Below are 14461 nucleotides of genomic sequence, written 5' to 3'. Positions count from 1 at the left end.
GTGTCGTGACCGCAGCCGTCGCGCTCGCGACTTCGCGCGCCCGCGATCGACTTCCGTCCGCGCCGCCCCGCGACTACGCTCGTGCGCGTGCAGCACGACGAGCGCATCCCGCTGGTCTGGGACATGGAGACCAGCGACCCGGACGACTTCCTCACCTTGCTGATGTTGCTCGGTCATCCGCGGGTCGACCTGCGCGCCGTCACCGTCACGCCCGGCACCGCCGAGCAGGTCGGCGTCGTCCGCTGGGCCCTGCGCGAGCTCGGCCGCGACGACATCCCGGTCGGCGCCTACGACCTCGGCCGCGACAAGCCGTGCGTCTCGCAATGGCACTACGACGCCTACGGCGCGATCGCCCCCTCGCGCGACGCCGAGCCCGGCCCCGAGCTGCTGCGCCGCGCCCTGCGACCGGGCGTCACCCTCGTCACCGGCGCCGCGCTCAAGAACCTCGGCGGCGTCATTCGCGGCCCGCACGCCGACGAATTCGTGCTCGACCGCCTCGTCGTGCAGGGCGGATTCGCCGGAGAGGGCGTCGTCCCGGCCGAGCGGCAGCTCGAGAAATTCCGCGGCCTCGTCACCTGCCCGAGCTTCAACCTCAACGGCGATCCGAAGGCGGTGCTCGCCGCGCTCGCGCATCCCGGCATCCGCTCGCGCCGCTTCGTCTCGAAGAACGTGTGCCACGGCGTGGTGTACGACGCCGGGGTCCACGCGCAGGTCACCGAGCTGCGCCAGCGCAGCGCCAGCCTGGCGCTGATCTGGCGCGGCATGGATCATTATCTGCGCAAGCACCCCGCCGGCAAGATCATCCACGACCCGCTGGCCGCCTGCTGCGCGATCGACGGATCGATCGGCGCCTGGGCGGAGGTCGAGGTCTACCGCGCGAAGGGCGAGTGGGGCGCCCGCCTCGCCGAGGGCACGCGGACCTTCATCATCGTCGATTACGACAGGCCGCGCTTCCTCGCCACCTTCCTCGCCTGTTGATTCTTTAACAAAGGACCCCGTGCGCGGACACGCGGATCGAATCATCAAGGCGCTCGCACGACTCGGCGGCAGGTCGGGCGCGCGCCCGGCCTGCCGCGTCGACGATTCACGGCATCATGCGCCGCGGATCGCGGCGCCTCGGTGGGTCAGCCGGCGCACTCCGACGCATCGATCTCGGGGTAGCAAACCTCGCCGTCGTCGCACGGGTTATTGCACCACTCCTGCTTCGTGCACGGATTGCAGTTCTCGAGGGTGTCGGTGCTGCAATTCGGGCTGCCGATGAAGTAGTCATCCGCCCCGATCGTGCAGCAGCCGAAGCAGTCGCAGCCGTTCGGCGCATCGCAGTTGTCCTTGCAGGTCTCCGCGTTGCCGTCGACGCACTTGCCGAAGTCCCAGGGGCCCACGGGGTTCGCGGGGTAGAGGCCCGGATTGTACTTGCACACCGGGCCGCCCGGCTCCAGCTCGTCGCACTTGAGGTTCCACTGACAATCGGCGCCGCCCTGGCCGCCGTTGCCGTCGAAGTAGCAGTCCTGCTTGCACGGATCCTTGTCTTCGAGCGGCGAGCCGAACAGCTCCTCGCTGTCGTCGCACGGTCCGAAGCACTCCAGGTCGGCGCAGTCGATCCCCTCGTCGCCGTCGTTGTTGAGGCAATCGCCGCACTGGTGGATCTGGCCGTCGTTCATACAAATCTGTGGGGTGCACTCGATCCCGGCCGTGTCGGTCTCGGCCACTCCTCCGGTGTCGCCCGCGCTGTCCGTCGCGCTCGCGCTCTCCGCTCCGCTGTCCGTCGCGCTCGCGCTCTCCGCTCCGCTGTCGGTCGCGCTCGCGCTCTCCGTCGCGCTCGCGCTCTCCGCTCCGCTCTCTGATGCGCTCACGCTCTCCGCTCCGCTCTCTGACGCGCTGTCCGTCCCGTTTCCGCTGTCCGTCCCGTTTCCGCTGCTCGTCCCGTTTCCGCTGTCCGTTCCGTTCCCGCTGTTCGATCCGTTCCCGCTGTCCGACCCGTTTCCGCTGTCCGTCCCGTTCCCGCTGTTCGATCCGTTCCCGCTGTTCGATCCGTTCCCGCTGTCCGTCCCGTTCCCGCTGTCCGTCGCGCTCGCGTTCTCCGTCCCGTTCCCGCTGTCCGTCGCGCTCGCGCTGTCCGTCGCGCTCGCGCTGTCCGTCCCGTTCCCGCTGTCTGTCGCGCTCGCGTTCTCCGTCCCGCTCCCGCTGTCCGTCGCGCTCGCGCTGTCCGTCCCGCTCGGGTTGCCCGACGCGCTGTCGGTCGCGCTCGCGGTGTCACCGGCCGTCGCCGAATCGCTCATCGACTCGGTCCCTTGCGCGGTCGTCGTCAGCCCGTTGGAATCGCTGATCCCCGAGGTCGGGTTGTCGGCGGTCGCGGCCGTCGAATCCGTACTCAGATTACCGGTGCTGGTGGCACCGACTGTCGCTGAATCACCAGGGTTACCCTCGCCGCAGCCCGCAAGAAATAGCCCCACCGCGATGACCATCTTTTTCGCCATGAACCCACCATGAAGTGGACTCCATCAAGCGCCATCAATAAACCATCAAATCGGCGTCACGGGCGCCGACTCGGGCCTCGGCGGAGCCGGCGCCCGCGAAAACCCCGGCTGTTGAAACACGTGCGCCCTCCTCGCGTCGCGTCGGTCGAACATGCGGAGTCGCCGCCGCCATCGACCTCTCGCACAGATGTCTCGAGGAACAGGTCGAAACGAGTTTCGTTTGTCGATTGTGTTGGAATGACCTCTGTTCATTCGTCCGCGCGATCGCTCGCGCGAATCACGCCGGTCGGCACGGGTGGCGCGTCGACGTCCGGCATGACGGCGTTCACGTCTCCGCCTCCGCGATCGACGACACGCCCGCGGTCCGGGCCCCTCACGCCTGCGGGCGCCTGGCAGCGGGCAGGGGGCGTTGACCTGAACACCCGCTCTCGTTGCATCGGCAACTTCACCCCAGCAGTCACCCCGCGTCTGGGGCCGTTCTGGCGTGTTTTGGCTCATGCGCGATTGCGCGCCCCCCGCGTCCGGGCTGACGTATCCTCGCGTCGAACGATGACGGGCCAGCGTGTGCGCCGTGACGACAACACCCTCGAGCGCCAGCTGTGGCTCGCGGCCAACAAGCTCCGCCATCACCTCGATGCGGCCGCCTACAAGCACATCGTCCTCGGGCTGGTGTTCTTGCGTTGCCGCCCGCGCGAGTGGTCGAAGCTGGCATCCTCGCGCGGCAGCTCCGACCTCGGGGTCAAGCTCGACCGGGCCCTGGAGAAGATCGAGCGCGACGACGCCTCGCTGACCGGAGTCCTGACCGCGCGCTATAAAGGTTCGGGCCTCGAGCCCGCCTGTCTCGAGGAGCTGGTCGCGCTCGTCGGCAGCGTCGACATCGACGGCGACCGCGACCTGCTCGGGCGGATCTACGAGTACTTCCTCGCCGAGTTCGCCAGCGCCGAGGGGCGCAAGGGCGGTCAGTTCTACACCCCGCGCGGCGTCGTCCAGCTGCTCGTCGCCATGCTGGCCCCCAAGGCCGGCCGGGTCTACGACCCGTGCTGCGGCAGCGGCGGCATGTTCGTACACAGCGCACGCACGCGCGACATCTGTCTCTTCGGACAGGAGTCGAACCCGACCACCTGGCGCCTGGCGAAGATGAACCTCGCGCTGCGGGGCCTGCAGGGCGACCTCGGCCCCGGCCCCGGCGACACCCTGCGCCGCGACCTCCACCCCGACCTGCGCGCCGACTACATCCTCGCCAACCCGCCCTTCAACGCCAGCGCGTGGGGCGAGGCCGAACCCGACGATCCGCGCTGGCGCTACGGTCGACCGCCGCCGCGCTGCGCCAACTTCGCGTGGGTCCAGCACGTCCTCCACCACCTCGCGCCGCAGGGCGTCGCCGGCGTGGTGCTCGCGTGCGGCAGCCTGAGCTCGCGCCGCTCGGGCGAGGGCGACATGCGCCGCGCGATCGTCGAGGCCGACAAGCTCGACTGCGTGGTCGCCCTGCCCGCGCAATTGTTCTACGCGACGTCGATCCCGGCCTGTCTGTGGATCTTCGCCGCCGACAAGCGCGGCGGCGACGGCCGCGACCGCCGCGGCGAGACCCTCTTCATCGACGCGCGTCACCTCGGCAGCATGGTCACCCGCACCATGCGCGAGCTCTCGCGCGACGACATCGACACGATCGCCGGCACCTATCGCACCTGGCGCGGCGAACGACGTCGGACCGGCGCGAGTCGGCGCGGCGCGGAGGCCTCGTCGCGGGTCGACGTCCCCGGATTCGCGCGGGCCGTCGACCTCGCCGAGATCGCGCGCCAGGAATTCGTGCTCACGCCCGGGCGCTACGTCGGCGCCGCCGCCGAGCCCACCCCGACCGAGCCGTACGCGGAGCGCATGCGCCGGCTCGCCGAGACCCTCGCCGCCCAGCTCGTCACCGCCGCCGAGCTCGATCGCAAGCTCCGCGAGCTCGTCCGGGGGCTCGGCGTTGACTGAGCGCCGCCTCACCACACTGGGCGCGCTCGGCAGGATCGTCATCGGCAGCACGCCCCCGGGCGACGACCCGACGCACTTCGGCGGGCCCGTCCCGTTCGTCACGCCCGCCGACCTCGACGGCCGCCGCATCGTCGACAGCGCCGCCCGCAGCCTCACCGAGCAGGGCGCGGGCCTGATCGCCGCCGCCCGGGCCCCGCGGGGCTGCGTCCTCCTCGTGTGCATCGGCGCCGACCTCGGCCGCACCGCCTGCGCCGGCATCGACACTGCCATCAATCAGCAGCTGGCCGCGATCATCGTCGAGCCGCCCAACAGCGCCCGCTATGTCTATTACGACCTGCGGGCCCGGCGTCGCGAGCTGCGCGCCGCCGCCGGGGGTTCGGCCCAGCCGATCCTCACCAAGTCGGCGCTCCTGCGCACGCCGATCGCCATGCCCACGCCGACCCGGCAGCGCGCGATCGTCGACGCGCTCGGGGCCCTCGACGACAAGGTCGAGCTCAACGAGCGCCTGTGCCTCACCCTCGCGGAGATCGCCCGGGCCCGCTTCCGCGCCCAGTTCGTCGACCTCCCCGGCGGTCCGGGGCGCGACTGGAAGGCCGCCCGCCTCGGCGATCTGTTCGACCTCGACAAGGGCCTGTCGTACCGCGGCGAGCTGCTCGGCGACGCCGGCCCGCGCCTGCTCGGCCTCGGTCAGTTCGCCCCGCGCCCCGAGCTCGGCTTCGACGAGCTCCCGCGGCGCTACGGCGGCCGTCACAGCGAGCGCCACCTCGTCCGCGCCGGCGACCTCATGATCGCCAACACCGACCTGACCCAGCGGCGCGAGCTGATCGGCGTACCGCTGCGGGTCCCCGAGCTCGGCGAGGGCCCGCTGCTGTTCACGCACCACGTCTACGCCGTCCGCTTCCGCCGCGGCTGCGAGGAGTGGCGCGATTTCGTGTACTTCGCGCTCCAGCAGCCCGAGTTTCGCGCGCGCGCGGCCGGCTTCGCCGCCGGCACGACGGTGCTGTCGCTGCCGCGCGACGCCGTGCTCGACCACGCGATCGCCCTGCCGCCGCCGCGCCTGCGCGCCGCCTTCGCCGAGGTGACGCGCCCGTTGCTCGTGCGCATCGACCACGCGCGCCACGAGTCGCGCGCGCTGGCCGAGCTCCGCGATCATTTGCTCCCGGGCCTGGTGTCCGGCGCCCTCGCGCCGCCGCGCGTCGCCGGCCGGCCGGCCGTCCCCTGAGCTGCGGTGATGCGCACCCGAACCAGCCTCGGGGCCGGCGATGTCTATATGCAGTCCCCGAAGGGCAGCGACGACGGCGGCCAGCGACGACGCCATGCACCCCGCCCCCGCGGCGGCAACTGACCGGTCGCGGACCCGCCAAAAAGCGGACCGGCCGCGCTCGCCCCGGCCGCGCCTCGCTCCATACATTGTCCAAAGGACATGTTGTTTTTAAAAGCATGTCCGCGGCCTCCTTGCTGTGGGCGGTGGACGGCCCGCTCTGCCGCTCGGCCCGGCGCCGGTGAATGCGGCGAACGCCTCGCCCGGCCGCGACGGCCTGCCTCGCGGCCTCGACGGTCGCGGCGGTGATTCATGGCACTGGCGCGCGTCCCCCGCAGCAGAAGCTGGCGCCGACGGCAGTCTACTCCGCGGAGCCGTCCGGGGGCCCCCGGCGTGAACCCCCGGGTGGGGTTCCGGCGCCCGTCGAGCGCGGCTCGCGTCTCGGCGTACCTTGAGCAGCGGAGCCTCGCTGTCATGTCTCGAGTTCGAACGATCGCCGTCCTGGCCCTGCTCGCCTGCGGTCGGCACGCCGGGGACGGGTCCACCGATCCGCCGGCCGGCGGCACCGGCTCCGGCGCCGCGGCGACCGCCGACCCGACGCGCGGCGAGTCGTGGACGCTGATCGCGCTGGCCCGCGGCGCCATCCTTTTCGACGACCTCGGCGACCACCGGCGCAAGGTCACCACCCAATCACCACAGGCGCAGGCGTTCTTCGATCAGGGCCTCGCCCTCCTGTATGGATTCAACCACGACGAGGCCGCGCGCTCGTTCGCCCGCGCCGTCGAGCTCGACCCCAGCTGCGCCATGTGCCTGTGGGGCGTCGCCTACGCGCTCGGGCCCAATTACAACATCCCGATGCTGCCCGACCGCGCGCGCGCCGCCTGGGACGCGATCACGCGGGCGCAGGAGCACGCGCAATACGGCCAGCCGGTCGAGGTCGCGCTGGTGGCCGCGCTGGCGCGGCGCTTCAAGGGCTCCGAATACGCCCCTCCCGAGGAGATGGAGGCCTACAACCGCATCTACGCCGGCGAGATGCGCGACGTCGCCAGGCGCTTCCCCGACGACCTCGACGTCCAGGTGCTGTTCGCCGAGGCGCTGATGAACGCCAACCCCTGGCGATTGTGGAGCAGCGAGGGCGTCCCCGCGCCCGGGACCCGCGAGATCGTCGAGACCCTCGAATCGGTGCTCGCGCGCGACGAGTCGCACCCCGGGGCCAATCATTTCTACATCCACGCCGTCGAGGCCTCGCCGCGGCCGGAGCGGGCGGTCGCCGCCGCCGATCGGCTGCCCGGGCTCATGCCCGGGGCCGGTCACATCGTCCACATGCCGGCCCACATCTACCAGCGGGTCGGCCGCTACGGCGACGCCGCCGAGGCCAACCGCCGCGCGATCCAGGTCGATCAGCGCTACCTGGCCCGCGTCGAGCCGATCGGCTATTACCCGCTCTACCTCGCCCACAATTACGGCTTCCTCGCCTACGCCGCGTCGATGCAGGGCCGCAGCGCAGAGTCGCTCGAGGCCGCGCGCAAGTCGGCCGAGCACATGCCGCGCGACGTCGTGTGCGGCATGCCGGGCATGGACTTCTTCCTGTCGGAGCCGCTGCTGGTGATGGTCCGCTTCGGCCGCTGGGACGAGGTCTTCGGCGCCTCCAAGCCCGACCCGAAACACCAGACCCTGGTCGCGCTGTGGCACCACGCGCGGGGCATGGCGCTGGCGGCGACCGGCGAGATCGAGGGCGCCTACGCCGAGGCGATGGCGGTGCGGGAGATCATGCGCCAGCTGCCCGAGGACCAGCTCGCGGGCCTCAACAACGGCAGGCGCGTGCTCCAGCTGGCGGCCGACGTCGTCGAGGCACGCGCCGCCGAGGCCGAGCGCTCGCCCGAGACGGTGGCCCGCTGGCAGCGGGCGGTCGCCCTCGCCGACACGCTCGCCTACAACGAGCCGGCCGACTGGTTCTATCCGCTGCGTCACTACCTCGGCGCCGCCCTCCTCGACGCCGGCCGGGCGCGCGAGGCCGAGGCCGTCTACCGCGCCGACCTGGCGAGGAACCCGAACAACGGCTGGGCCCACTTCGGCCTGTGGAAGTCGCTCGCCGCGCAAAAGAAGAGGGTCGCCGCGCGGAAGGCCGAGCGCGACTACCTCGACGCCTGGGCCTTCGCCGACTTCGAGCTCGAGCGGACCGCGTTCTGAACGAGGTCGGCAATCATCATACCTCATCGTGCCAGCGAAACCCGGCGCGGATCCGCGCACGGCTCGCATTCGCGGCCCGCGAATGGACGAATGGCCGCTGACCACAATGGAGGAATTCCGGCGACGCTCGCGGCGCCGCGGTCGATTCGCTGCAGGGCGTGGACGGCTTCCTCTGGCCGTTCGGCCAGTCGCGGACACTTGCTCGCTACAAGTGGACGATCGCCCGCATCGGCATCACTGTGCTCGTACGATTGCGATGGATGTTTCTACACGGATCGTGTAAAGTGGAGGTGTGACCACGATCGAGCAGATTCAACGCCAGCTCTGGGACTCCCTGATGGACCACGAGCGCCGCGTCTTTCTACAGCTCATCCAGGACGAACTACCCAGTCTCACCTTGCGCGAGCTCGGCGAGATCCTCACCAGCCCCGCCGCACGCAGCGTCGGCGCCCTTCCGGTGTCCTCGCTGCTCTCCGGCACCGCGGCCCAGGTGGTCACCCAGGCGCCCGCGACAAAGAGCCCGCGCCGCGCTCGTGCCAGCGACAAGCCCGCCGACAAGCCGGCCAAGTCCGTCGATTCGGCGGCCCCGACGCCCAGCCCGCGATTGCGGCCTGTGTCGCGCGCGGAGGTCCCCGTCCGCGATCTCGTCGAAGAGGCTGCTGCTGCCGCCGTCGCCGCCGAGAGCGCCGCCCCCGACCTCGACGTGCGGCGCGAGTCGTCGCTGACGAACATACGCAGCGTGCGCAGCGGCGGCAGCGGCGAAGAAACCCCGCCGGCCCCTCGCCGGCCGCGCCCGGAGCCCGCCCAGCTCGAGATCGCGCCGGCCTCCGATCGCAGCAATGTCGATGTCGTGCGCAGCGCCATGTCCCGCACGCTCGCCCAGCACAATCGCTTCGATCCCGACACCCTCGTCATGAACGCCCTGCGCACCACCGGCGAGTGGATTCGGGCCAGGGACCTGCGCCCCCGCGTCGGCCTCCAGCCCGACGACCTGCGGGCCGTGCTCAATCGCCTGGTCAAGGCCGGCGCCATCCGCCGCGAGGGCGAGGGCCCCGATACCGTCTATCAGGTCCTCACCGCCGCCGCCGCCGCACCGGTCGCGTGAGCGTCGCCCCCAGCACCCAGGCGCGGCCGCCGTGCCACGCATGATTCGCCCCTGGTAGATTCCCTCGCCTGTCCCTCGAGACATCATCGCAGTCGCGGCCCGCGCGCTGTCCGTTCCCCCGCCCGCCTGATACGCTGAGCCATGCGCTCCCAGGTCCTCCGCGGCGGCATTGTGTTCGACGGCCTCGGCAACCCGCCCCGCGCCCTCGACGTATTGGTGGAGGCGGGCGCGGTCGCGGCCCTGCTCCCGCCGGACTCGGCCGTCGGGGAACACGTCGAATCGATCGACGTCCGCGGTTGCTGGATCACCCCCGGCTTCATCGACATCCACACCCATTACGACGCCGAGCTCGAGCTGTGGCCCGCCCTCGGCGAATCGCTGCGGCACGGGGTCACGACCGTGTTCCTCGGCAGCTGTGGCCTGAGCCTGGCGATCGGCGCCCCCGATGAATTGGCCGACATGTTCTGCCGGGTCGAGGGGATCCCCCGGGCCTGCGTCGAGCCGCTGCTGCAGCGGGTCAAGGACTGGAACGGGCCGGCCGAGTATTTGCAGCACCTGGAGCGGCTCCCGCTCGGCCCGCACGTCGCAGCATTGCTCGGCCATTCGGCGATCCGCGCCGCCGCCATGGGCCTGGGCCGCAGCCTCGACGCGCGCGCCCGCCCGGGCGCCGACGAGCTCGCGCGGATGCGGGCACTGCTCGACGAGGCCCTCGACGCCGGATACCTCGGCCTGTCGATCAACACCCTGCCGTGGGACAAGATGGGCGGCGAGCAATTCCGCAGCCGGCCGACCCCCTCGGTGTTCGCCTCCTGGTCGGAGTACCGGGCCCTCGCCGCTGTCCTGCGCGCGCGCGGACGCGTGCTGCAGGGCGTGCCCAACGTATCGACCAAGGTCAACGTATTGCTGTTCGCCGCCCTCAGCGCCGGCCTGCGCCGCGCCGCCCTCAAGACCACCCTGATCGCCATGATGGACGCCCCGCCCGCGCGCGGCGTCCACCGGGTCGCGGGCGGGCTGGCGTGGCTCGTCAATCGCCTGCTCGGCGGCGACCTGCGGTTTCAGGCCCTGCCCAATCCGTTCGACATGTGGGTCGACGGCATCGAGGTCCCGGTGTTCGAGGAGTTCGCCGCCGGCACCGAGGCGCTCCACCTCGAGCAACCGGCCGCCCGCGCCGCCCTCCTGCGCGACCCCGCCTATCGCCGGCGGTTCCGCCGCCAGTGGCAGGATCGCCTGCGCGGCCGCGCCTACCACCGCGACCTGCGCCGCACCCGGATCCTCGCATGTCCCGAGGGACAGTTGGTCGGCAAGTCGTTCGCCGAGGTCGCCGAAGCGCGCGGGCGCGACGCGATCGACACGCTCCTCGACCTCGTGGCCGAGCACGGGACCGCGCTGCGCTGGCAGACGATCGTCGCCAACGACCGCCCCGAGGTGCTCGAGTGGATCGTGCGCCACCCCGGCGCCCTGATCGGCTTCTCCGACGCCGGCGCCCACCTGCGCAACATGGCCTACTACAACTTCCCGCTGCGCCTGCTGCGAATGGTCCGCGCCGCCGCCGCGCGCGGGCGCCCGATCATGAGCCCCGAGCGCGCCGTCCACCGCGTCACCGGCGAGCTCGCGCAGTGGTTCGGCCTCGACGCCGGCGTGCTCGCCCCCGGCGCCCGCGCCGACCTCGCCGTCATCGACCCCGAGGCCCTCGACGACAGCCTCGACGCCCTCCACGAACAGCCCGTCGCCCCCGAGGGCGTCGGCGGCCCCTTCAGCAGCCTGCGCCGGCTCGTCCGCCGCAACGACGCCGCCGTCCGCCGCGTGCTCGTCGCCGGCCGCACCGCCTGGAGCGCCGGGGCGTTCGCGCCCGAGCTCGGCCGCGAGCGCGGCTTCGGCACCGTCCTCCGCGCCCGGTCTTGAGAAATTGACGAAGGGACATGTCTGTCAAGACATGCCCCCGAGACCAGGGCTGTTCAGGCATGTCCTCACGGACACGCCCGCAGCCCGCCGCTCACGAACCCGCCGGCTTGCACTCGCCCTTGTACGCCAGGCCGACCCCGGCCGACTGGCGCGCGCAGTCGTTGCCGTAGGTCTTGTCGTCGCAGCCGCACACCGGGCTGTACTCGAACGTGCACGCCTCCGGCCTGGCCCGGCAGGTCCCGCCGATGTCGGCCCCGCCGCACTGGCTCGGGTCGCAGAACTGGCCCTCGCCGCAGGCGAGCCCGCGGATCCCTCCGCACTCCGGACCGCCCGCGGCGGCCCCGGTGGCCCGCGTGTAGAATTCGCTGGCCACCAGCGCCTTCATCGTCCCGTTCGGCCCCGTCACCTCCGACGTCGTCGCCGCCGCGAGGATGCCCTCGGGCGTCTCGTACATCGTCTGATTGGCGGCGTCCTGGACCTCCTGCGGCGCGCCGCCGGCGGCCAGGTCGATCCCGGCGAACAGCCCCTGCCAGTCGGTGTTGAGGCGGAACGCGCTGGCCGACGGACACGGCAGCCCGGCGCACTTGGCATGAATGCCGCGCACGCGCAAAAACTCACCCTTCGGCTCGACGCCCGCGCGCCCGCTCCAGCCCTCGCTGGCGACCAGCGCCCCGATCTCGGGGAACTTGGGGTCTACTCCCAGGGAGATCCCCCCGCGCACCAGCGCGTGCCGCTGCCCGAACGCCTCGCGGAACGCGTCCTCGCCCGCCGGGTCGAGCTTAAGCGCCGCCAGATCGACGGTGCCCACATAACACTCCTTCTCCGCCTTGCCGTCGGCGCACGTCGTCGTGTCCTGATTGACGCGCTGGACGTAGAACCCGCCGCACATCGGCGCCGCGCACTTGCGGACGTCGCGGCGCGTCACGATGTAGAACGTCTCCTGCTCGGCGGCGCCGGGCCCGCTCTGCTCCCCGGCCTCCTCGGGATTCTTCGGGGCGGGGCTGTCGCAGGCCGGCGAGAGCGACAAAACAGAGACACAAGCCAACAACACGAACGATGAATGGTGCATGACGATGAATGGCCTCTGGCGGAGGCGCGGGAGTTCTATGCCATGAGCCCGGCGATGCAATACCCCTTTTGCCGCCTGCCCTCGTGACGAAACGAGGCATCGCCCGCGCGATCCGCCGCCCACCTCCGCGACGCAGGTCGGGTCGCCCGTGCGACACGCGGCGACCGGACACGCACATGCGCCGGTGGACGCATGTCCGTGACAACATGTCCATGAAGCCATGTTTATCAACGCCGCTCCGACGACGGGAGTTTGCATGCGCCCTCGTCGCGCGCCCCGTCGTTGCCGTAGGTCTTGCCGTCGCAGCCGCACACCCGCTCGAACGCGTCGCACTGGCCCGGGCGCGTCTGGCACGACTCTCCCGGCGCGCACATGCCTCCGGCGCACCCGAATGGTTGTCTATGCGATGAGACCCGCGCCGCACCCCGCCCGGCCCCTCGTCGTGACGAACCGGCGCGCGTCCGTGTGATCCATCTCCGCCTCGCACGCCGCACACCAGGCCCCGCCTCCCTCCTTCGCCCACATGGGCGACCACGTCCCGCGGCATTCGGCGCCGCGCACGCTTGACATCTCGGATGACGCCCGTCATATTACGACCGTCATACCGACCCGGCCGAGAGGAGGCCCGCCGTGACCGTCAGGACCGAGCAGAAAGAGCGAACCCGGCAAGACATCCTCGCCTCGGCGAACCGCCTGTTGCGCGAGCGCGGGATCGCCGGCGCCAGCGTCGCCGAGGTGATGAAGGGCGCCGGCCTGACGGTCGGTGGATTCTACGCCCACTTCGAATCGAAGGAGGCGCTGGTCGCCGCCTCGTTGCGCGAGTCGCTGCGCGAGCTGTGGAGCGGCCTGGTCGCCGCCGCCGGCAAGCTGCGCGGCGTCGAGGCGGTCTCCTTCGTGGTCCGGCGCTACCTCTCGCGCAGCCATCGCGACCACCCGTGCGAGGGCTGTCCGCTGCCGGCCGTCGTCGCCGACGTCGCCCAGGCGGGCGAGCCCGTGCGTGACGCCCTCGCGCGCGAGCTGGGCGACTACGCCGGCGCGCTCGGCGAGTGCATCGCCGACGACTCGCCGGCCAGCCGCCAGCGCGCGCTGGCCCTGATCGCCCTCATGTACGGCGGTCTCAGCCTCTCGCGCGCCCTCAAGGGCACCCCCGCTTCCGAAGAGCTCCTCAAGGCCTGCCGCGACTTCGCGCGCCAGGCGTTCCACAACGATTAGTCCCGGAGGACATGTTTCATGGGCAAGGCACTCATCCTCGACGCTGTTCGCTCCCCGCGCGGTCGCGGCAAGGCCGGCAAGGGCAGCCTCAGCGCCATTCACCCGCAAGAACTCCTCGCGCAGAGCCTCCATGCGATCGTCCAGCGCGCCGGCGTCGGCGCGGCCGCGGTCGACGACGTGATCGTCGGCAGCGTCTCGCAGGTCGGCGAGCAGGGCGCCAACATCGCCCGCAACGCGGTGCTCGCCGCCGGCTGGCCGCAGGAGGTCAGCGGCGTCTCGCTCAATCGTTTCTGCGGCTCGGGCCTGCAGGCCGTCGCCATGGCGGCCTACGGCGCCGCCTCGGGGTTCCAGCACTTGCTCGTGGCCGGCGGCGTCGAGAGCATGTCGCGCGTGCCGATGGGCTCCGACGGCGGCGGCCAGGACGGCAACAACGACCGCCTGCGCGAGCGCGTGTTCCAGATCCCCCAGGGCATCAGCGCCGATCTGATCGCCACCCGCGAGGGCTTCACCCGCGCCGAGCTCGACGCATTCGCCGTCGACTCGCACCGCAAGGCCACGATCGCCGTCGAGCAGGGCCGCTTCACCCGCGCCCTCGTCCCGGTCGTCGATCCGGCCACCGGCCAGGTCGTGCTCGCGCGCGACGAATTGGTCCGCCCCGACACCAGCCTGGGCGGCCTCGCCAGGCTCGCGCCGTCGTTCGTCGAGCTCGGCAAGCTGCCGGTCACCCCGGACGGCCGCACGCTCGACCAGATCGCGCTGGCCCAATTCCCCGAGACCCCGCGCATCGACCACCTGCACACCGCCGGCAATTCGAGCCCGCTGACCGACGGCGCCGCGACCGTCCTGATCGGCTCGGAGGAGTTCGCCCGCGCCCACGGCCTCAGGCCGCGCGCGGTCATCAAGACGATCGCCACGATCGGCAGCGACCCGGTGCTCATGCTCACCGCCCCGGCCCCGGTCTCGCGCAAGGCGCTGCAGCAGGCCGGCTTGCAGGTCGGCGACATCGACCTGTGGGAGATCAACGAGGCCTTCGCCGCCGTCGTGCTCGAGACCACGCGCAGCCTCGGCGTCGACCCCGAGCGCGTCAACGTCAACGGCGGCGCGATCGCCCTCGGCCACCCGCTCGGCGCCACCGGGGCGATGTTGCTCGGCACCGTCGTCGACGAGCTCGAGCGGCGCGACCTCGTCACCGGCCTCGTCACCATGTGCATCGGCGGCGGTCAGGGCATCGCCGTGATCGTCGAGCGCGTGTGAGATCACAGGAGTCGCGC

Annotated in this window: 12 protein-coding genes; 9 read left to right on the top strand and 3 right to left on the bottom strand. The window is 71.7% G+C overall.

Annotated features, from left to right (window positions below; genetic code table 11):
- The first annotated feature begins 87 nt into the window (after positions 1 to 87).
- Positions 88 to 978 carry a nucleoside hydrolase gene (locus K7C98_RS05400; RefSeq protein WP_224190437.1) on the top strand — a complete coding sequence of 297 codons (891 nt, stop codon included), beginning with the start codon at positions 88 to 90 and terminating at the stop codon, positions 976 to 978.
- 146 nt (positions 979 to 1124) lie between these two features.
- Here the strand turns inward: K7C98_RS05400 and K7C98_RS05395 are convergent, their stop codons facing one another.
- Positions 1125 to 1661, bottom strand: coding sequence for a hypothetical protein (locus tag K7C98_RS05395; protein WP_224190436.1), 537 nt, complete (start codon positions 1659 to 1661; stop codon positions 1125 to 1127).
- A gap of 13 nt (positions 1662 to 1674) precedes the next feature.
- On the opposite strand from K7C98_RS05395, the gene K7C98_RS05390 reads away from it, so the two are divergent.
- The 6 genes from K7C98_RS05390 (at position 1675) to K7C98_RS05365 (ending at position 10909) form a co-directional block, all read left to right on the top strand.
- Positions 1675 to 2490, top strand: a complete 816-nt coding sequence (locus tag K7C98_RS05390) for a hypothetical protein (protein ID WP_224190434.1) — start codon at positions 1675 to 1677, stop codon at positions 2488 to 2490.
- Between the two features lie 536 nt (positions 2491 to 3026).
- Positions 3027 to 4451, top strand: coding sequence for an HsdM family class I SAM-dependent methyltransferase (locus K7C98_RS05385; protein ID WP_224190433.1), 1425 nt, complete (start codon positions 3027 to 3029; stop codon positions 4449 to 4451).
- Entirely contained in the window at positions 4444 to 5673 is a 1230-nt protein-coding gene (locus K7C98_RS05380) for a restriction endonuclease subunit S (protein WP_224190432.1), read from the top strand. The genes K7C98_RS05385 and K7C98_RS05380 overlap by 8 nt, the downstream gene beginning before the upstream one ends.
- Positions 5674 to 6186: 513 nt before the next feature.
- Entirely contained in the window at positions 6187 to 7902 is a 1716-nt protein-coding gene (locus K7C98_RS05375; protein WP_224190430.1) for a tetratricopeptide repeat protein, read from the top strand.
- A gap of 292 nt (positions 7903 to 8194) precedes the next feature.
- On the top strand, positions 8195 to 9007 hold the full coding sequence (locus tag K7C98_RS05370) for a hypothetical protein (protein WP_224190429.1): 813 nt from the start codon (positions 8195 to 8197) through the stop codon (positions 9005 to 9007).
- Between the two features lie 141 nt (positions 9008 to 9148).
- Positions 9149 to 10909: an N-acyl-D-amino-acid deacylase family protein gene (locus tag K7C98_RS05365; RefSeq protein ID WP_224190427.1), complete on the top strand. Its 1761-nt coding sequence runs from the start codon at positions 9149 to 9151 to the stop codon at positions 10907 to 10909.
- 91 nt (positions 10910 to 11000) lie between these two features.
- On the opposite strand, the gene K7C98_RS05360 is transcribed toward K7C98_RS05365, so the two are convergent.
- Entirely contained in the window at positions 11001 to 11978 is a 978-nt protein-coding gene (locus tag K7C98_RS05360) for a Kazal-type serine protease inhibitor family protein (RefSeq protein ID WP_224190426.1), read from the bottom strand.
- A 227-nt stretch (positions 11979 to 12205) separates the two neighbouring features.
- Positions 12206 to 12352: a hypothetical protein gene (locus K7C98_RS05355; RefSeq protein ID WP_224190425.1), complete on the bottom strand. Its 147-nt coding sequence runs from the start codon at positions 12350 to 12352 to the stop codon at positions 12206 to 12208.
- Between the two features lie 256 nt (positions 12353 to 12608).
- On the opposite strand from K7C98_RS05355, the gene K7C98_RS05350 reads away from it, so the two are divergent.
- Entirely contained in the window at positions 12609 to 13190 is a 582-nt protein-coding gene (locus K7C98_RS05350; protein WP_224190424.1) for a TetR/AcrR family transcriptional regulator, read from the top strand.
- Between the two features lie 18 nt (positions 13191 to 13208).
- On the top strand, positions 13209 to 14444 hold the full coding sequence (locus tag K7C98_RS05345) for an acetyl-CoA C-acetyltransferase (RefSeq protein ID WP_224190423.1): 1236 nt from the start codon (positions 13209 to 13211) through the stop codon (positions 14442 to 14444).
- Positions 14445 to 14461: the final 17 nt, after the last annotated feature.

Source organism: Nannocystis pusilla (genome assembly GCF_020073745.1).
GTDB classification, from domain to species: Bacteria; Myxococcota_A; Polyangia; order Nannocystales; family Nannocystaceae; genus Nannocystis; species Nannocystis radixulma.
This window is presented reverse-complemented; position numbering and strand designations above follow the sequence as displayed.

Bases quoted from the DNA above. Each gene is read 5' to 3' on its own strand.
- K7C98_RS05395 (WP_224190436.1), bottom strand. From the start codon at position 1,661: ATGAACGACGGCCAGATCCACCAGTGCGGCGATTGCCTCAACAACGAC.
- K7C98_RS05385 (WP_224190433.1), top strand. From the start codon at position 3,027: ATGACGGGCCAGCGTGTGCGCCGTGACGACAACACCCTCGAGCGCCAG.
- K7C98_RS05375 (WP_224190430.1), top strand. From the start codon at position 6,187: ATGTCTCGAGTTCGAACGATCGCCGTCCTGGCCCTGCTCGCCTGCGGT.
- K7C98_RS05365 (WP_224190427.1), top strand. From the start codon at position 9,149: ATGCGCTCCCAGGTCCTCCGCGGCGGCATTGTGTTCGACGGCCTCGGC.
- K7C98_RS05360 (WP_224190426.1), bottom strand. From the start codon at position 11,978: ATGCACCATTCATCGTTCGTGTTGTTGGCTTGTGTCTCTGTTTTGTCG.
- K7C98_RS05355 (WP_224190425.1), bottom strand. From the start codon at position 12,352: ATGTGCGCGCCGGGAGAGTCGTGCCAGACGCGCCCGGGCCAGTGCGAC.
- K7C98_RS05345 (WP_224190423.1), top strand. From the start codon at position 13,209: ATGGGCAAGGCACTCATCCTCGACGCTGTTCGCTCCCCGCGCGGTCGC.